The organism is uncultured Brachyspira sp. (genome assembly GCF_910588665.1).
Lineage (GTDB): Bacteria > Spirochaetota > Brachyspiria > Brachyspirales > Brachyspiraceae > Brachyspira.
Map to the genome: position 1 here is coordinate 22,093 of NZ_CAJUPR010000004.1, position 18,073 is coordinate 40,165.

At 29.8% G+C, this 18,073-nt stretch carries 16 protein-coding genes; 3 read left to right on the plus strand and 13 right to left on the minus strand.

What is annotated here, in order from left to right; translation table 11 throughout:
- Positions 1-20 precede the first annotated feature (20 nt).
- Positions 21-1,427 carry a serine hydroxymethyltransferase gene (gene glyA, locus QZ306_RS03790; RefSeq protein WP_295161271.1) on the minus strand — a complete coding sequence of 469 codons (1,407 nt, stop codon included), beginning with the start codon at positions 1,425-1,427 and terminating at the stop codon, positions 21-23.
- A 282-nt stretch (positions 1,428-1,709) separates the two neighbouring features.
- Between glyA and QZ306_RS03795 the strand changes: the two genes are divergently transcribed.
- Positions 1,710-2,117 (plus strand): YbaN family protein, encoded by a 408-nt coding sequence (locus tag QZ306_RS03795; protein WP_295161274.1) that lies wholly within the window; start codon positions 1,710-1,712, stop codon positions 2,115-2,117.
- Positions 2,118-2,173: 56 nt separating this feature from the next.
- The gene (locus QZ306_RS03800; RefSeq protein WP_295161277.1) at positions 2,174-2,788 is read left to right on the plus strand and encodes a hypothetical protein; all 615 of its coding nucleotides are present in this window, start codon (positions 2,174-2,176) and stop codon (positions 2,786-2,788) included.
- Positions 2,789-2,870: 82 nt separating this feature from the next.
- Here QZ306_RS03800 and QZ306_RS03805 read toward each other — a convergent pair whose 3' ends face one another.
- The gene (locus tag QZ306_RS03805; protein ID WP_295161280.1) at positions 2,871-3,833 is read right to left on the minus strand and encodes a Gfo/Idh/MocA family oxidoreductase; all 963 of its coding nucleotides are present in this window, start codon (positions 3,831-3,833) and stop codon (positions 2,871-2,873) included.
- 151 nt (positions 3,834-3,984) lie between these two features.
- Between QZ306_RS03805 and QZ306_RS03810 the strand changes: the two genes are divergently transcribed.
- Positions 3,985-5,643, plus strand: coding sequence for a formate--tetrahydrofolate ligase (locus QZ306_RS03810; RefSeq protein ID WP_295161283.1), 1,659 nt, complete (start codon positions 3,985-3,987; stop codon positions 5,641-5,643).
- Between the two features lie 58 nt (positions 5,644-5,701).
- Here QZ306_RS03810 and QZ306_RS03815 read toward each other — a convergent pair whose 3' ends face one another.
- The 11 genes from QZ306_RS03815 to QZ306_RS03865 all read right to left on the minus strand — a co-directional run bounded on the left by QZ306_RS03815 (position 5,702) and on the right by QZ306_RS03865 (position 17,918).
- The gene (locus QZ306_RS03815; RefSeq protein WP_295161286.1) at positions 5,702-8,266 is read right to left on the minus strand and encodes a tol-pal system YbgF family protein; all 2,565 of its coding nucleotides are present in this window, start codon (positions 8,264-8,266) and stop codon (positions 5,702-5,704) included.
- 48 nt (positions 8,267-8,314) lie between these two features.
- Complete coding sequence (locus QZ306_RS03820; RefSeq protein ID WP_295161289.1) at positions 8,315-8,737, minus strand: hypothetical protein; 423 nt, start codon at positions 8,735-8,737, stop codon at positions 8,315-8,317.
- 333 nt (positions 8,738-9,070) lie between these two features.
- Positions 9,071-10,738 (minus strand): carbon starvation protein A, encoded by a 1,668-nt coding sequence (locus QZ306_RS03825; RefSeq protein ID WP_295161292.1) that lies wholly within the window; start codon positions 10,736-10,738, stop codon positions 9,071-9,073.
- A 31-nt stretch (positions 10,739-10,769) separates the two neighbouring features.
- Positions 10,770-11,294 (minus strand): hypothetical protein, encoded by a 525-nt coding sequence (locus QZ306_RS03830; protein WP_295161295.1) that lies wholly within the window; start codon positions 11,292-11,294, stop codon positions 10,770-10,772.
- 205 nt (positions 11,295-11,499) lie between these two features.
- On the minus strand, positions 11,500-12,099 hold the full coding sequence (gene rdgB / locus QZ306_RS03835) for an RdgB/HAM1 family non-canonical purine NTP pyrophosphatase (RefSeq protein WP_295161298.1): 600 nt from the start codon (positions 12,097-12,099) through the stop codon (positions 11,500-11,502).
- Between the two features lie 176 nt (positions 12,100-12,275).
- Positions 12,276-14,261 (minus strand): TRAP transporter permease, encoded by a 1,986-nt coding sequence (locus QZ306_RS03840; protein ID WP_295161302.1) that lies wholly within the window; start codon positions 14,259-14,261, stop codon positions 12,276-12,278.
- 12 nt (positions 14,262-14,273) lie between these two features.
- The gene (locus QZ306_RS03845) at positions 14,274-14,768 is read right to left on the minus strand and encodes a DUF1850 domain-containing protein (protein ID WP_295161681.1); all 495 of its coding nucleotides are present in this window, start codon (positions 14,766-14,768) and stop codon (positions 14,274-14,276) included.
- A gap of 65 nt (positions 14,769-14,833) precedes the next feature.
- On the minus strand, positions 14,834-15,784 hold the full coding sequence (locus tag QZ306_RS03850) for a TAXI family TRAP transporter solute-binding subunit (protein ID WP_295161305.1): 951 nt from the start codon (positions 15,782-15,784) through the stop codon (positions 14,834-14,836).
- Between the two features lie 184 nt (positions 15,785-15,968).
- The gene (locus QZ306_RS03855; protein WP_295161308.1) at positions 15,969-16,643 is read right to left on the minus strand and encodes an ABC transporter ATP-binding protein; all 675 of its coding nucleotides are present in this window, start codon (positions 16,641-16,643) and stop codon (positions 15,969-15,971) included.
- Positions 16,640-17,203, minus strand: a complete 564-nt coding sequence (locus QZ306_RS03860) for a hypothetical protein (protein WP_295161310.1) — start codon at positions 17,201-17,203, stop codon at positions 16,640-16,642. Before QZ306_RS03860 ends, QZ306_RS03855 begins: the two co-directional genes overlap by 4 nt.
- Positions 17,204-17,381: 178 nt before the next feature.
- Complete coding sequence (locus tag QZ306_RS03865) at positions 17,382-17,918, minus strand: hypothetical protein (RefSeq protein WP_295161313.1); 537 nt, start codon at positions 17,916-17,918, stop codon at positions 17,382-17,384.
- Between the last annotated feature and the right edge of the window lie 155 nt (positions 17,919-18,073).

Below are 18,073 nucleotides of genomic sequence, written 5' to 3' on the forward strand. Positions count from 1 at the left end.
AATGAAGCCCCTGAAAAATATTACATATCGGCTATAAACTTATACATAGGAAATTTTCTGCATAAAGCACCTACTTTTTTAGCAATAGAATTTATTATTTTTTCATCATTGCTGTTGCTTAAAACTTCATCTATATATTGAGTTAATTCCATAATATCTTTTTCTTTCAAACCTCTGGTAGTAACGGCAGGGGTTCCTAATCTTATGCCGCTTGTAATCATTGGAGATTCCGTATCATATGGTATGCCGTTTTTATTAATAGTTATATGAGCCTTATCTAAAACAGCTTCGGCAGTCTGTCCTGTGATTCCTTTAGATTTTTTTACATCAGCTAATATTAAATGCGTATCTGTACCGCCTGATATTAATTCATATCCTTTAGCTAAAAACATATTAGCCATAGCCTCCGCATTTTTTATAACTTGTTCCTGATATTTAATAAATTTAGGATCCAATGCCTCTTTAAAGCATACAGCTTTAGCAGCTATAACATGCATTAAAGGTCCTCCCTGTATCCCAGGAAATATGGTTTTATCAACCTTTTTAGCTAAATCCTCCTCAGTGGAAATAATATATCCTCCTCTGGGACCTCTTAAAGTTTTATGAGTAGTGCCTGTAACAAAATGTGCATAGGGAATGGGGCTTGGGTGAACTCCAGCAGCTACAAGACCTGCAATATGCGCCATATCTACCATCAGCATAGCGCCTACTTCATCAGCAATTTCTCTGAATTTTTTGAAGTCAATAAATCTGGGATAAGCGCTTGCTCCTGCGACTATCAATTTAGGATTAACTCTTTTAGCTATATCTCTCACTTCGTCATAATCTATTTGCATAGTATCTTTTCTGACATTATAATGTTCAAAATTATAAATTTTTCCTGAGAAATTTACATTTTTGCCATGTGTTAAATGTCCGCCTGAATCCAGAGACAGACCTAAGCATGTGTCTCCCGGCTGAAGAACTGCCATATAAACACCCATATTAGCCTGAGAACCAGAATGAGGCTGTACATTTACAAAAGGCGCTTTAAATAATTTTTTTGCCCTTTCTATAGCCAAGTTTTCCACAACATCAACTTCGCTGCATCCTCCGTAATATCTTTTTGACGGATAACCCTCTGCATATTTATTGGTAAATATAGAACCCTGCGCTTCCATAACGGCTCGTGAAACTATATTTTCGCTTGCTATAAGTTCAAAACCGTTAATCTCTCTTTTATACTCATTTTTCATTGCAGCAAATATTTCTTTATCAGCACTTTTTAATGCAGCTTCCGATACATAATACTTAGATGCGGACACTTTTGCAGTTTTTACCGCTTTTTTAGAACTTGCAGCATTTTTTTTAACAACCGTTTTTTTAGCAGATTGTGCCACCTTTTTAGATGAAGATTTATCTGCTGATTTTTTCTTAGATACAGCCATGTTTCCTCCGATGAAATCTATTTTTAATCATTTTTTTTATTTAAAGCAATGATATACCAATATAATTTTTTTTTCAATTATTAAAATTGTATAATATATATTTTTTTATAATTTAAATATATATAAATAATTTTTATATGAGATTATAATAAAAAGCAGTAAATCAAAATAGGATTTAAATAATTTAATTTATTATTGCAAAACATAGTTATAGATAGTATAATAAAGCTCATAATTAAATATTTTTAATATAAATAAAAAATTAATTCTTAAAGGTATAATATGAAAATATTATTTATATGTTTAGGTTTTCTTTTCATAGGCATAGGAGCAGTAGGAATAGCAGTGCCCATTTTGCCTACTACTCCTTTTCTTTTACTTGCATCTTTCTTTTTTGCAAAAGGCTCTAAAAGATTTCATAATTGGTTTATGTCTACAAAATTGTATAAAAAATATTTAAAAAGCTTTGCTGAATCAAGGGCTATGACTTTAAAATCTAAACTTACCATATTGATTCCTGTAAGTGCTATGCTTATCATAACATTTATTTTTGTTAATAACTTATATGCCAGAATTATTATAGCTTTGCTTATTACTGCAAAATATTTTTATTTCTTCACTCAAATAAAAACTATAAAAGATCCGCAGGGAATAAGGAGCTTGAAAGAAAGCAATAGAGAGGAATTCTAAACTTTAATATTTTATTATAATAAACAGAGTTTTCTTGTTATTTTTGGAGATAGTATATGAAAATATTAAAATATATTTTTACTGCGGGTATTATGTTTTCTTATTTATTTAATGATGTTTATGCGAGTGAAAATAATGAAGATACAAATAAAAAGGGATTTCAATCCGTATTAGATAATAGATTTTTTTCCATAGGATTATTCAGCAGCGCCGACTCTATAAAAACAACCGTGAATATGGAATTGGGTTTTAAGATAATGAAATATAATAATTTCCAGATTAAAAGCTATACTATTATAACAGGATCAAAGATATATGATGACAATCCGCAAATGTATCAATTAGGATTTATTCAGAAGCTTGCATTTGGCGGAAATGATGAATATACAGGAGAGATAGGCATATCCAGATATGGTTTTATTTTTTTTGGTTTTGGTTTTTTATCATTTAATCCTGACAAAAGCGGAAAGTTTTTATTTGATTCTCCTTATTATTGGGAAGTCGGCGGAGGTGCGGGTTTTAATATAAATGTAAGCAAACATATATCAATGCTGCTTGAGTTCGGAGGAGGAATTCATCTTGTACCAGAAGGAGAAAAACTCGGATATCATAAAAAAATTAATAAAGCAGGATTTGGAAGAATCAGTATAGGTGCAAGGTATTATTTTTAATTGCTGTTTATTAAAAAATAATTACTTAGAATAAATAAAATTTTATTTGTACTAAGTAATTATTTTATACATATGTTTTTTATCACCAAGTATTTTTTATTTCTTTTAAAATAGATTCTGTTAATTTTATGGTATTTACATCATCTTCTATTGAAACAAATCTTTTATCTTTACCTAATATGCAGTTTGCAAAATGCTCATCTTCTAATTTTAATGGATTATCCCTATGAATGAATACTCTCTCTATAATAGATTCCTGCTTATAATTAATGCCTACAGAAGTTTTTATGTTGCTCTGACTAGCCGCCTGTCTGTGTATTGTTATATCCTGAGTTGCATAATCTAATAAAAAGTATGCTTCTTCGGTACTTATTGCAAGTGTTCTTATTTTTTCCTGAGTTATACGGCTTGCACTTATAGAGGCTATAGTTTCGTCTTCAAACTCTATTAAAGCGCTTGCTATGTCTTCATTTTTTGTTTTTATTCTCTTTCCGCTTGCAGAAAATTTTATAATAGGCTTTTTTACTAATGAAGTTACAATATCTAAATCATGAATCATTATATCAAATACAACGCCTACATCGGTAATACGGGGAGTAAACGGTGCTAATCTTCTTGCCTCTATTAAATAAGGTTTTTTTATTATATTATGAAGTTCCTGAACGGCTCCGTTAAATCTCTCAACATGACCTACCTGAAGTATAACATTTTTTTGTTTTACAATATCCTGCAATTCTAAAGCCTGAGCATAAGTTTCTGTCATAGGTTTTTCCACTAATACATGTTTTCCTTTTTCAATTGCTTTTTTTGTTATTTCAAAGTGGTAAATTGTGGGACTGGCTATTATTATGGCATCGGAATTATCTAAAGCTTCATCTGCGCTTTTAAATCTTTTTATATTGTATTTTTTAGATATTTCATCAAGATGATTTTCATCAGCATCATATATGCCAGATAAGTTTATATTATTTATTTGATTTATAACATTGAGATGAAACTGTCCCATTCTTCCCACGCCTATAAGACTTATATTTACTTTATCCATTTAAGAATCCTTTTTATTATATTTTATTTAAAATTATAAATTTAATTTTTATAAATTCAATACTAATTTTTTATTTTATACACTATCTAATATTGTAAAAATATAGTATATTTTTTATATAATAATTTAAATTAAAAAAACGGAGCTTATAATGAAAACAGATATAGAAATAGCACAGGAATGCAATTTAGAGAGAATAGGGAAGATAGCTGATAAATTAAAATTAACAGAAGATGATTATGAAGTTTACGGAAAATATAAGGCTAAAATTGAATTGTCGCTTTTAGATAAATTAAATGATAAAAATGACGGAAAATTAATATTGGTAACCGCTGTAACTCCTACGCCTGCAGGAGAAGGTAAATCAACAGTTACAATAGGGCTTAGTCAGGGATTAAACAGAATAGGAAAAAATGCTATTGCAGCTTTAAGAGAACCTTCTTTAGGACCTGTATTCGGCATAAAAGGAGGAGCCTGCGGAGGCGGATATTCTCAGATTGTTCCTATGGAAGATATTAATCTGCATTTTAATGGTGATTTTCATGCAATTACCAGCGCACATAATTTAATAGCTGCATGCATTGATAATCATATTAAGCAGGGAAATGAATTGAAAATAGATGTTAATAATATAGTATTTAAAAGAGCTCTTGATATGAATGACAGATCATTGCGTGATATTGTTATAGGACTTGGAGGAAGCGGGAATGGTATTGTAAGGCAGTCTTCATTTCAAATAACTGTTTCATCTGAAATTATGGCTATACTTTGTCTTTCAAATTCATTGACGGATTTAAAAAATAGAATAGGAAATATTATATTTGCTTATGATATTAATGATAATCCTCTTAAGGTAAAAGATCTAAAAGTAGAAGGAGCTGCCTCAGCATTGCTTAAAGATGCCATAAAACCTAATCTAGTTCAGACACTTGAAAATACGCCTGCTATAGTTCATGGAGGACCTTTTGCCAATATTGCGCATGGCTGCAATTCTATACTTGCGACTAAAATGGCTTTGAAGCTTGGGGATTATGCTGTAACCGAGGCTGGTTTTGCAGCAGATTTGGGAGCCGAAAAGTTTCTTGATATAAAATGCCGCATTGCCGATTTAAAGCCGAACTGCATAGTATTGGTTGCCACTATAAGAGCATTGAAGCATCATGGAGGTGCAAAAGAGCTTAATAAAGAGGATTTAAATGCCTTGACCGAAGGTTTTAAAAATCTGGATAAGCATATTGAAAATATGCAGAAATATAATATTCCTGTAATTGTTGCTGTTAATAAATTTTATTCCGATACCAATAAAGAGATAGAATGCATAATAAAGCATTGCGGAGATATAGGCATAGATATTTCATTATGCGATGTTTGGTCTAAAGGAGGGGAAGGAGCTATTGATTTGGCGCATAAAGTAGTAAGCAGGGCTTTAGATTACAATTATAAGCCTCTGTATGATTTGAATAAAACTATAAGGGAGAAAATAGAAATTATATGTAAGGAAATATACGGAGCAGGGGAGGTTAAATTTTCTAATAAAGCTTTAAATACAATAAAAAAATTGGAAAGTATGGGAATAGGTAATTTGCCTATATGCATATCGAAAACGCAAAAATCTATATCGGATAATCCTGCTTTATTAAATGCTCCTAAAGATTATACTTTGAATATTGATGAGGTAAAAGCCGCTTTAGGAGCAGGTTTTATTATAGTTATGGCTGGCGGTATTATAGATATGCCTGGTCTTCCTAAGATTCCTGCTGCATGCGGCATAGATATAGATGAAAACGGAAAGATAACAGGATTATTTTAAAACAAACAGCTATGATTTATTTCATAGCTGTTGTTTGCGCATTGCATTATAAAAAAATTTATTGCGTATCTGTATTATTTTCTTCTGTTTCAGCAGTATTGTTTTCTGTTTCTATAGGTTCGGACTGAATAGATGGTAATTTAATATTGTCAATATCTTCTGCTTTGATATTTAAATCCATTCTTCTTATAACGGTTTTTGCAGTTTTAATATCAACGGCTTCTCCTAAAGCGTCAATCAATGTTATTTCAGATTCTTCATTTTTATATTGCTTCATTTCAAGAATATAACCTTCGCCGTCTTTAGCTATAGTAGTTTTATTTTTTCCGTCATCTTCAATATCTATAATAACTCCGTCTGCTCTTACTTCATGAATTAAACTTCTTCCGTCAGTATAGTTTTTTGAATTGTACATACTTCCGTCAGGTTCCGTAGCTGTAGTTTCAGTGTTTCCTAAAGCATCTTTTGTATATATTACAGTGGAGCCGTTAGGTTTTACAGTAGTAGTTATGCTGCTTGAGTCTGCGGCTGTAACTTCCGTTACGGTGCTTGAATCTGTATTAATTGTTGTAGTTTCTCTTGAGCCGTCCTGTCTTATTATTCTTTTTATGGCGGTTCCGTCATGCATTTTTATTTCGCTTATAGTATTATCAGATATCGTATCGGTTATAACGGTTCCGTCAACTTTTTTCGTTACAACAGTGAAAGAACCGTCTTCATTATATGTTTTTGTTATAATGCTGCCGTCATCAGATTTTATATTATAAGAGAAAGTTCCTGAGCCTGCGGAATCCGATTTTCTTTCCTCAACTCTTCCGTCAGGATAAACCATTTTTAAATTGCTTATTCCGTTAGTATCTACAGATGTTGTTCCTATACTTCCGTCTATATAATTTGCAGTTACAATATAGCTTCCGTCAGGATTTTCTGTTTTTACTATAACAGCTCCGTCAGATCTTTTAGTTTCCGTTTTTGTGTTTCCAAAATTATCTTCCGTTCTTTTTACTTCCGTTCCGTCTAAACTTCTTGTATAAAAAAATGTACCGCTGTCATCTTTATAATTTGTAGTAACGGAACCGTCGGATCTTTCCGCTGTAAACGATTTATTGCTTTCTGAAGTTTTTGTGTTTATAAAAGAACCGTCAGGGTATAAAGTATATTCAAAGATATCTCCAGAAGAAGTTTTTGTGCTTATAGATTTTGAGCTGTCTGTCATATAGGTTTCTACTTTTCTGTCTCCGTTTTCAAACAGTATATCTATTTCTCTTTTTCCATAAGGATATATTGTATAGGAAATTTCATAATTATTGGAATACATTTTTGTTTTTTCTGTTTTTCCGTTTTCATAAATTATTTTAACGCCGTTAGTATATATTGTTTCTCTTTCATAATCAAAATTAGGAAATATATTTTCTGTAGTTATACTTCCGTCATTATTTGTATTTATTCTGTAATTATTGGTAAAAGGAATAAATTTTACAGAAGAGTCATTGCTTCTTATAAGAGATATAACTTTTTCTAAAGATTCTTTTTGATAATAATCGCTTCCTGCATTGGTTAAAAATATTTCATAGGATACAGCTGCATTTGTTATATCCCCCATAGCAAGAAAAGTATGCCCCATATTAAGATATGCGCTGTAATATAAAGCCCAAGTATTGTATTTATCTACTGATGCGGCATTTGTTTTTATTTCAACAATATTTCCGTTAGTGTCTGTTGTGTTTGTCATTATTATTATATTTGTTATGCTGTAAGGATTTTTTTCAGTTATTACATAAGATGAGCCCGATATTGTGGAGTTTGTGCTTAATGAAACTGTATTAGAATCCGATGCTGCAGGTTCATTTGGATTTACCACTTCAATATTAAAATTATTATTTGCTTCAAATATTACGGTTGTATTTGTAAATATATAATCATTTGTATATGTATTAGTTATGACGACATTTGTAAATAACGGAAGTTTTGTAAATGTATTATTAAGTTTATTTATATTATTTTCATAATTAGTATTATTTACCGCATCTAATATATAATCTGTCGTGCTGTCAGATATAATTTCCTGAGTTAAAGATGTATTTTCTGATATTTCATTAGTAAATGATATATCATCTGCTGAATTATTTGAAGAATTTTCTAATGCATCAGATATAAATACCGTATTAGTTACAGTATTCTGATAAACTGTATAATTAGTCATAATTTCATAATTGAGTTTAGCGGTATAAGTCGAATAAAGACGCTCTGCGGATCTTCTGTACCAAATCAATGCATCCTCATAATTTTTTAATTGATAATATGAGTTTGCTATATTATTGCAGTATGAATATGAATCGTTTATATCAAATGCGAGTTTATAATAATCAATAGCGTTTTCATACTGCTTGTCTTGGAAATAGCATGCTCCTATATAATAATAAAGCATATCATTAGTGGAGAGCGGTCTTCTTTTCAGATACAAAAGAAAAGCTTCTCTTGCAAAATTATATTTTTTTTGAAAAAAAAGTTTTTCAGCATTATAAAATTCTCTGTCTATATTTCTATCATTATTCTGACCAAATAAAAATGATGATAATATTGCAAAAATAAATATTACAGATATTGCGGAAAATTTTTTCATAATAATATAATCCTTTTCATTAATTTTTAAGGACAATATTTAAAACTATCAATTTTTTATATAGTCAAAATAATGATTAAACAGAGAATAAAGTATATATTCGCTGTATCCTCTCACCTTTTTATTTTTATCCAAAACATCATTTAAAAATTCAAAAGTTTTATCATTAGGGTTTTCTATGTAATAGAGTCTCTCTTTAGACAGAGATAAACTTTCATTTTTTATCATTTTTATTAGAGATAATTCTTTTAACTTATCTTTTTTATCTTCTCTGCTTGACTTATAAGAGAATAAACGCTTAACTAAATTTTCAAACACTATTTTATTATACATAACGGCTCTTCTTACATCTGTATCCACACTTCCGTCATAGCTGCTGATTTCACTGTCAAATATAGCAATAGATACAGCAGATTTAATGTCGGCAAATACAGCCTTTTCTTCTTTCAGTTGAAATTTTTTATTAGACATAATATCAGAAAATATTTTCCTTTAATTTAAAATATATTCTTTTAATATATCGACAAAACTTAAAAATTAATTAGATTAAAAAATATTTGCTTTAAGAAATAATATAAATTTATATTCTTAAAATAAATACATAGAACTGATTTATAAAAAATTTTTAATAAAAGGAGGTATTTTAATATTAAAGTTATTAATTTATTTTTATTTATAAACTTTTATATAATTTCTATTTTTTTATAATACTGAATATAATGCGGTAGAATTTATATTATTATAATAAAAAACCTTACATAATAAATACTTATTATGTAAGGCATTATTTTTTATTAAATAAAATTATTTGTTTTTAATAGGATCATTAGGATTAGAAGCTGTTTCTTTTGATAATCCTCGAGCCCATTGACCTGTAATAAATAATTCAACTACAGCTAATATTATCATAATAGCGGCAATTGCAGCCAATACATAACCATCAAAAGTAGCTTTCATAACATTAGTATATACCACTAAGCCAAGAGCAGAAAGAGTAACCGCAAACATAAATGTCAAAGGTATAATATTTTCCCAAGAAGTTCTTTTTTGTCTGTTTTTTATCCAGGCAGCAACAGCTAATAAAGATAATCCTGCCAATAATTGATTCGCACTTCCGAATATAGGCCAAATTCTGGCATAACCGTAAAGTGTAAATCCTAAAGAGAATAGAACCGTAATGCCTGTTGCTATATAAGGATTAGTTAGAAAAGTTTTATGTACTCTTCCCGTAGAAGAAGTATATTCGCCTAATTCCTGTATTAAGTATCTTCCTATACGGGTTGCACTATCTAATGAAGTTAATGCAAAAGAAGCAAAAGCTAAAGTAACGAAAGTTTTTCCCATACTTAAAGGTATTCCGAAAGAAGTCATAAATGTTGCAACGCCTGTAGCAAATCTGGCGGCTGGAGTTCCTTGTCCGTTTCCTGCAACAGCTGAAACACTCATTAAAGCAACTATAGCAACTATACCTTCAATAAGCATAGCTCCGTATCCAACTAATTTAGCATCTTTTTCACTGTTAAGCTGTTTAGCGCTTGTTCCTGAACTTACAAGGGCATGGAATCCTGATATGGCCCCGCATGCAACAGTAATGAAAAGAATCGGGAATAGATAATTTCCTGCGCTAGGCATAAATCCTGTGAATGCAGGTGTTTGCACGGCTGGTCTCATTATAACCAAACCTACAACGCCGCCTACTACCATAGCATAAAGCAGGAATGATGATAGATAATCTCTAGGCTGCAATAATATCCAAACAGGCATTAAAGAAGCACATATTATGTAAATAACTAATATTATCTGCCAATGTACTTTTTGTAAAGTTAAAAACGGGAATTTATCAGAAACAAAAATTATAGTAGCCAATAATGCAACGCCTATTATTGTTGAAACGGCAACGCTTGCCCCTCTTCTGTATACTAAGAAACCGAATAATAAAGCTAAAACAATAAACAGCATACTAGCGGTGCCTGCAGCCGCAGATTCTCTGTAATTGTCAACATTTACTGCAAAAGTACCTGCCGTAATATCTAAGAAAGCCGCAACTACCAAACATATAGTAATAAAGGCGTAAAGAGTAAACATTATTTTACCTTTTTGGCTTACATTATGTCTTATAACTTCTCCGATAGATTTACCTTCATGTCTCAGAGAAGCAACTAATGAACCGTAATCATGCACTCCGCCAAAAAATACGCATCCAAATAAAATCCATAAATAAACTGGAAGCCAGCCAAACATAGTGGCGATTATGGGACCTGTAATAGGACCTGCTCCCGCTATTGATGAGAAATGGTGTCCCAATAATACTTTAGCATCTGTAGGCACATAGTCTCTTCCGTCTTTAAGAATATGTGCGGGGGTTTTCTTACCAGGGTCTATTCCCCATTTCTTTGCTAAATATGAACCATAAGTTATGTAAGCTATGAAAAATATGATCATACCTAACAATAAAAGAATGAAAGCATTCATTATATATCTCCTTACATTTTTTTATATCCTCCTAAAAATCAGAAAGAAGAAATTTTAATTCTTTCTTTCTCATTTTAGGTAAGTATACATTTTTATCAGCCATAGACACTATAACATATTGCGTCTCAGACCATCCATGAAATAAAAGCTTGTAATTAACTTTATAAAAGAATTTTTTCGCCATCTTTTCCCATTCTTTTTCCAAATGACTTTCTGTTACTATAATACCTGTGATAACGCTTCTTTTATGAAATTTATTAGGATTTGCAAGTATAGGTGTCAGTCTTATGAGCATTTCCTGAAAATTTTCTATATCTTCTTTTTTTAATTCTTTTATAAATCTTAAAAGCATATGTTCAAATACTGAATAGCCTTCATAAACTGTGGATTTAGTGATAAATGATTTGAAAAAATCATTTCTGTGAAAAGCATAAAGATCAAAGTATTCATCTTCTTTTTTTATTTCATATTCTAAGTCGAAATGTCTCATTAATTTCTCTGAAACATTAAATATATATTTCTTTACATTTTCATTATTGATGTGAAGTTTTGCCATGCCGCTTCTCCATGATATATATTATATAAAGTTTTTTTTCATTGTCAAGCTTAAATATACTAAATAATAATAATTGTTATTTAGTATCATTTAATTTAAATTAAATATAATACTTTATAATTAATTTGATATATAAGATTTACTATTTATGATGGATTGACATCGGTTAATATTTACAAATATTGATGCTTTTTACAGCAGTATTTTAATATTGCAGGCTGTATATTGCAGATAATATAGTCTTCATTTTTTTTATAGCCAATGCTCTGTGACTTATAGAATTTTTTTCTTCTAATGTCATTTGGGCATAAGTTATATTATATCCTTCAGGCTGAAATATGGGATCATAACCGAAACCGTCAATGCCTCTTGGTTTTTCTATTATTTTTCCATTAACTTTTCCTTCCAAAGCTATATAATAACTATCATCTAATACACATACAGCCGAAGTTATGAAGCATGCGGTTCTGTCTTCTTCATTTTTTAATTCATCTAAAAGCATTTGTATTTTTTCTTCATAGCTTAAATTTTCTCCGCCGTATCTTGCCGAATATATTCCGGGTCTGCCATTTAAAGCATTGATGCAAAGTCCTGAATCGTCGGCTAATGAAGGAAGTTTAGTATGATTATATACAGCTTTAGCTTTTATAAGAGAGTTTTCAATAAATGTGTTTCCGTTTTCTATTATTTCATTTATATCATGAGGCATAGGCATTATTTCCTTTACAATATTTCCTTTAAATATAGCCTCTATTTCTTTTAATTTATGCTTATTTGAGGTTGCTATTACTAATTTATTCAGCATATTCATATCCTTATAAATACTTTTTAATTTTTAAATATTATAAATACTTGTAAAAAAATCATCAAAAAATAGATTAAGTTTATACGGCGTCTTTCAGAATAAAGTTTTTATTATAAAAAATATTATGACTTTAATTAATTATCATTTTTAAAAAATAATAAAGACTTATTTACTTATTATCTGTATGAAACAATTTTATTCATATTATTTTTATTTCTTGTTGCAATCTGTACAATAATTAATATTATTATAATAGATATTCCTATGATGTCCGTATAAAATTCAGGATATATAGATAAAAGTCCCGATATAATAAACAGTATTCTTTCAATAGCATTGCATTTTCTAAATACATATCCTTCCAATCCTGCGGATACTGCAAACATACCTATAAGAGAAGTTATTAAAATAGGTATAATGTCCGAAATAGTAGTATCAATCATTAATATATCAGGATTGAATATAAACATATAAGGAATAATAAAAGCACCTATTGAAAGTTTAGTAGCTTCTATGCCAGTTTTCAGCGGGTCGGATTTTGCAATTGCAGCTCCTGCCATAGCAGCCAATGCTACAGGAGGCGTAACATCGGCTATTATGCCGAAATAAAATACAAACATATGGGCTGCAAGAGGCTTATAACCTAATCCTATTATTGCGCTTGCAGCTATTGTGGATGTAATAAGATAGTTTGCGGTTGTAGGAACTCCCATGCCAAGTATTATTGAGCTTATCATAGTTAAAAATAATAATAGTAAAGATATTCCTCCTGATATTGATATTAATCCTGCGCCTATTTTCAAACCTAAGCCCGTTAAAGTAATAACTCCTATTATAATTCCAGCCATAGCACATGCAACGGCAACGCTTATTATATTTCTAGCCGCATTCACAAAAACATCTATCAAATCACTGAATGTAAAACGGATTTTCCTTTTCATTATGATATCAGTTATAGAATTTATCAGCGCAACCAATGCTGCGGCTATAATTCCCATTAATCCTGCATATATTGCAGTTTTTCCCAGTATAAAGAAATATATTATTGTTAAAAGTGGAATAATTAAATAACCTCTTTTCATCAAAAGATCTCCGATTTTAGGCAGAGAATCTCTTGATAATCCTTTAAGTCCAGTTTTTTTAGCTTCCAAATGCACCATTATGAATATGCCTGTAAAATATAGTACGGCTGGTATTATAGCTGCTCTAGCAACTTCCATATAAGGAATACCTAAACTTTCAGCCATCAGGAAGGAAGCAGCTCCCATTATAGGAGGCATTAACTGTCCTCCTGTAGAAGCCGAAGCCTCAACAGCGCCTGCAAACTCAGGTCTGTAGCCTAAGGATTTCATCATAGGTATTGTAAAACTTCCCGTACCTACAGTGTTTGATACGGAACTTCCAGATACCGTGCCAAACATAGCACTTGTAAGCACCGCAACCTTAGCTGGTCCGCCGTCAAAACCTCCCGCTATGGCATCGCATATATCTATAAAAAACTGTCCTATTCCCGTTTTATCAAGCAATGCACCAAAGAATATAAAAAGAAAAATAAATGTGGCTGATGCTCCTATAGGCGTACCCATTATGCCTTCTGTATTATAAAATAAATGCGATACTAATCTTTGAATTGAATATCCTCTGTGATTTAGAAAGCCTGGCGCATAAGCTCCGAATAATGCATACATAATAAAAATTATTGATATCACAAGTATAGGAAGCCCGACTATTCTTCTGCATGCCTCAAATACTAAAAGTATTCCTATTATGCCTACTGCAATATCTGCTGCCGTATATATTCCAGCTCTTCTAACCAACGATTCAAAATTAATTGTAATATAGCTCCAAGAAGCAGCTCCTATTAAAGCAAATATAATATCATAGAACGGAAGCTTATCTTTAGGCATATCTTTTTTAATAGGAAAAAGCAAATAGGCAAGAAGCATAACAAATGATAAATGCGTTGCTCTTAAAATCTGCGCTGTAATTTTTCCAGAAAGTATTGAATATAATTGAAATAGGCAAAATATTACAGATATAAGTATAATTAAATATTTTTTCCAACCGCTGTATCTTCTGTATCTAGATTCGCTGTCATATTTACTCATATAATCATCAATTTCTTCAACTGTAGGAATATGAATATCTTTTCTATGCTTCATTATATCCTCCCATTATTTTATATAATTCATTATTATTTCAAATAATGATACATTTTTATATTCTATTTTTATATTAGTCTGAGGTGCAAAAAAACTATCCAATTCTATAACTTTTTCATCTGCGGTTATAGTATGATTAGCAATTATACCAATAAATAAATAAAAGTCTTTAATTATTCTGTTCATTTTATTTATTTCTATATAATCGTCGGTAATAACAATATTTTCATAGCTTTCAGGTTCGGCTATACCTGCGCCGTAAGAAACAAATCTAGTCTTATCTAAAATTAAATTATTGTTTTTATCTATAAAATAGTAATCTCTAATTCTGCCTTTATTAACAGAATGAGTATATGAAATTATAAACTTCTTATCATCAAGGTTTAATATCATATTAACTTTATTGTTTTTAACACTATTTAATACTAGTTTTGGAAATAATGGTATAAATAATAAAGTAATAGCTGTAAGTATAATTAATAAAAATATAATAATTTTTTTTGACATAATATAAAAAATTATTAATGTATTCATTATCTATCTCTGATAATGAATACATCTATTAAACTAAATTATTCTATATTATATCCTAATTCCTGATAATATTTTAAAGCTCCTGGGTGAAACGGTATTGATATTCCTTTATAAGAATCTTCTATATTTAATTCTTCTCCTTTGGCATGAGCTGCTGCCAAGTCAGATTTTTTATCAAATAATGTTTTCATTAAGTTATAAACAATATTTTCAGGTATATTATTATTAACAACAATAGTAGCTTTAACGGCTATTGCTCTGGTGTCGGTATCAATTTTACTATATGTATTAGCAGGTATTGTTATCTCAGTATAATATTTATATTTGTGAAGCATTTCATCTACAGGTATTTTATCCAAAGATACTAAAACTATATCGCTTGATAAAGATAGTTCCTGTAAAGCTGCATTAGGCATTCCAGCCACTATAAAACAAGCATCCAATGTGCCGTTTTGAAGTCCGTCGCTTGATTCTTTAAAAGAAAGATTTGATTTATTTATATCATTAAATGTTAAGCCGTAAGCTTCCAATATCTGCTTAGCATTAAATTCCACTCCGCTTCCTGCATCTCCAACAGATACTCTTTTTCCTTTCATATCAGATATTGTTTTTATTGCGCTTGATTTTGTAGCAGCTATTTGTACTATTTCAGGATATAATGTAAGCATTGCAGAAAAATTTGTTAATACTTCGCCTGCAAATATATCTGTGCCGTTATATGCATAATCTATAACATCATTTTGAACAAAAGCTAAATCAGCCTCATGTCTGTTAAGAAGTCTCAAATTTTCAGCGGAAGCCCCAGTTGATTGCGCTGTAACATTCATTCCGTTTATATTGGCATTCCATATACTTGCTATGCTTCCTCCAAATGAATAGTATGTTCCGCTGGTACCGCCTGTGGCAAAAATATAATTGAGATTACCGCTTTTTTGACACCCCGCAGCTAATAATAGAACGGCAGTAACAGCAATGAAAACATTTCTCATAATAATAATACTCCTTATAAAATTTACTGATATAATACACTTTATAATATTAAAAGTCAATATTTATTCTATTATATTTTTATACAGAATAAAAATATAAGCAGTATGTTTAAAGTTAAAAAGATTTAAAATATGATATAAAAATTTATATATTAATTAAATATTAATAAAAAAAGCAATGCTGTTATTTTAAGCAGCGTGCTATTTTGCCGTTTGACATCTCATAAACATTATTGGCATGCGCAGCTATATTATGGGCATGGGTAACCATTATTATACTTGTACCCTGTTTATTTATAGCCGTCAGTATTTCCATTAATGTTTTTGTTGTTGCAGGATCCAAATCGCTTGTAGGCTCATCGGCTATTAAGCATTTGCATCCGTAAGCTAATGCTCTGAGTATGGCAACTTTTTTCATTTCGCCGCCTGAAAGATTAGATGCTTTTGAATACATCTTGTCTTTCAGAGAAAATAATTCTATATTTTCTTTAGTTTGATTTATTTTATCATCGGTAATTTTATGTTTAAAAGCTAAAGGCATCAATATATTATCTATAACGCTTATAGTTGGTATTATAACAGGATATTGAAATATATATGAAAAATATTCCCTTCTGAAGCTTGCCATAACATCTTCACTCGCTCCGTTTAATTTGAAAGAATCATAATATATGGTTCCGCCTGTCGGCTTAAGTATTCCTCCAGTTATGCTGAGTAAAGTGCTTTTTCCGCTTCCAGTATGTCCCACAAAACTTATAAAATCTCCCTGATTTATATCCAGACTTATATTTTCTAAGGCATTGTACTGATTTATTCCCAAAGAGAAAGATTTTGAAACATTGATGATTTTTATATTCATAGAGTTCCTCTTAAATCTTCATAAGGATCTTTCTGCAGAAGTATTGAATTGGATATAAAAGCGCCTGTCATAAATCCTATTATCAATACGGCATTAGCTAAAATAATTATATAAGCACCATTGATTACATCTGATACCTCTATCAAAGTCAGTATATATGAACTGTATCTTAAATATAAAATTAATATTTCTATCATACAAATTAAAAATGATATTAAAATATATAAAAGGCTTATCAATATTGATAATTTTCTTATTGCAAGCTTAGTGGCTCCGAATATGCGCAAAGTGGAAAACATTCTGCTGTTTTTAGAAAATATATATGAGCTTGATATTGCCGAATATAGTATTCCTATTATTAATATTGCTATAAATAGAGCATATATTGAAAATTCTCTAAAAAAAGGTATATTTTCATTCAATAATATTTCATACTTCCATACTAAACTGAATATTGAGGTTACAGTCATAAGCTGAGACAATGAAATAAATATTATTATTGAAAAAATAATGCTTCCTTTAATAAGTTTTGAGGCATATCCTATAGTTGAGTTATACACAATAAAAAACCTTTTATTTATTATAATTGCCGTAAAACTTAACTTAATAAATTAAATCAAGCATAACTGTTGTTTATTCGGCTTTCTGGTATCTTTGTAAAAAATAATATTTATCTGCAATTTAAATATCGATATTATTAATAATTACTTAAGCAAATTATTTTAAGCATAATAATATCTATCTCAATATTCCAAATTCTATTGTATTTTCTTTATCTAATTCTTCTATATACGGTATAGGATATTCCAGCATGTCTTTACCGTTTTTTAAAGTATTATATATTGTCAGATTATTCTTTTTCCAATCGGATAATCTTTTTTTATACTCTTTATTGTATCCTGAAGTCATTTTTAATTTTCCATTCTGTATTATAAAGCCTACAAACATATTTACATTGCTTTCATACAATGAGCTTTTTATATCGTATATATCATAAGCTACATATTTTATAGGCATCTTTTCATAATAGTATGCATTAGTTGGGCTTTCAGCATATAAAAATACCCCGGTCCCTATTTTTATTCCGTTTATTTTATATTCTACATTTCCGTCATCTGTGAATGTGTATAAATAACCGTTCGGAGCCATTACTCTTTTTCCTCTTACGGTTTTTATCCATATATTATCGTAATTTGTATGAGATACCGTTTTTATATTGGAAGCGCATGACGATATTAAAAATAATAATATGGAAACACTAAATAATTTTATCATAAAAAATACCTTAAAATATTATGATATATTTTCGACATTTAAAGAAAAATAACAGTATAAAAAATATGATTTAATATTTATTTATGTATAAAAGTTTCAGAATATCATTATGCTTTTTATCAATAGTTTTAATTAAGTTATTATCCGATAATATA

Excerpts from the sequence above, each read along its gene's own strand:
- glyA (WP_295161271.1), bottom strand. The coding sequence starts at position 1,427 with ATGGCTGTATCTAAGAAAAAATCAGCAGATAAATCTTCATCTAAAAAG.
- QZ306_RS03795 (WP_295161274.1), top strand. The coding sequence starts at position 1,710 with ATGAAAATATTATTTATATGTTTAGGTTTTCTTTTCATAGGCATAGGA.
- QZ306_RS03800 (WP_295161277.1), top strand. The coding sequence starts at position 2,174 with ATGAAAATATTAAAATATATTTTTACTGCGGGTATTATGTTTTCTTAT.
- QZ306_RS03805 (WP_295161280.1), bottom strand. The coding sequence starts at position 3,833 with ATGGATAAAGTAAATATAAGTCTTATAGGCGTGGGAAGAATGGGACAG.
- QZ306_RS03810 (WP_295161283.1), top strand. The coding sequence starts at position 3,985 with ATGAAAACAGATATAGAAATAGCACAGGAATGCAATTTAGAGAGAATA.
- QZ306_RS03815 (WP_295161286.1), bottom strand. The coding sequence starts at position 8,266 with ATGAAAAAATTTTCCGCAATATCTGTAATATTTATTTTTGCAATATTA.
- QZ306_RS03820 (WP_295161289.1), bottom strand. The coding sequence starts at position 8,737 with ATGTCTAATAAAAAATTTCAACTGAAAGAAGAAAAGGCTGTATTTGCC.
- QZ306_RS03825 (WP_295161292.1), bottom strand. The coding sequence starts at position 10,738 with ATGAATGCTTTCATTCTTTTATTGTTAGGTATGATCATATTTTTCATA.
- QZ306_RS03830 (WP_295161295.1), bottom strand. The coding sequence starts at position 11,294 with ATGGCAAAACTTCACATCAATAATGAAAATGTAAAGAAATATATATTT.
- rdgB (WP_295161298.1), bottom strand. The coding sequence starts at position 12,099 with ATGCTGAATAAATTAGTAATAGCAACCTCAAATAAGCATAAATTAAAA.
- QZ306_RS03840 (WP_295161302.1), bottom strand. The coding sequence starts at position 14,261 with ATGAAGCATAGAAAAGATATTCATATTCCTACAGTTGAAGAAATTGAT.
- QZ306_RS03845 (WP_295161681.1), bottom strand. The coding sequence starts at position 14,768 with ATGTCAAAAAAAATTATTATATTTTTATTAATTATACTTACAGCTATT.
- QZ306_RS03850 (WP_295161305.1), bottom strand. The coding sequence starts at position 15,784 with ATGAGAAATGTTTTCATTGCTGTTACTGCCGTTCTATTATTAGCTGCG.
- QZ306_RS03855 (WP_295161308.1), bottom strand. The coding sequence starts at position 16,643 with ATGAATATAAAAATCATCAATGTTTCAAAATCTTTCTCTTTGGGAATA.
- QZ306_RS03865 (WP_295161313.1), bottom strand. The coding sequence starts at position 17,918 with ATGATAAAATTATTTAGTGTTTCCATATTATTATTTTTAATATCGTCA.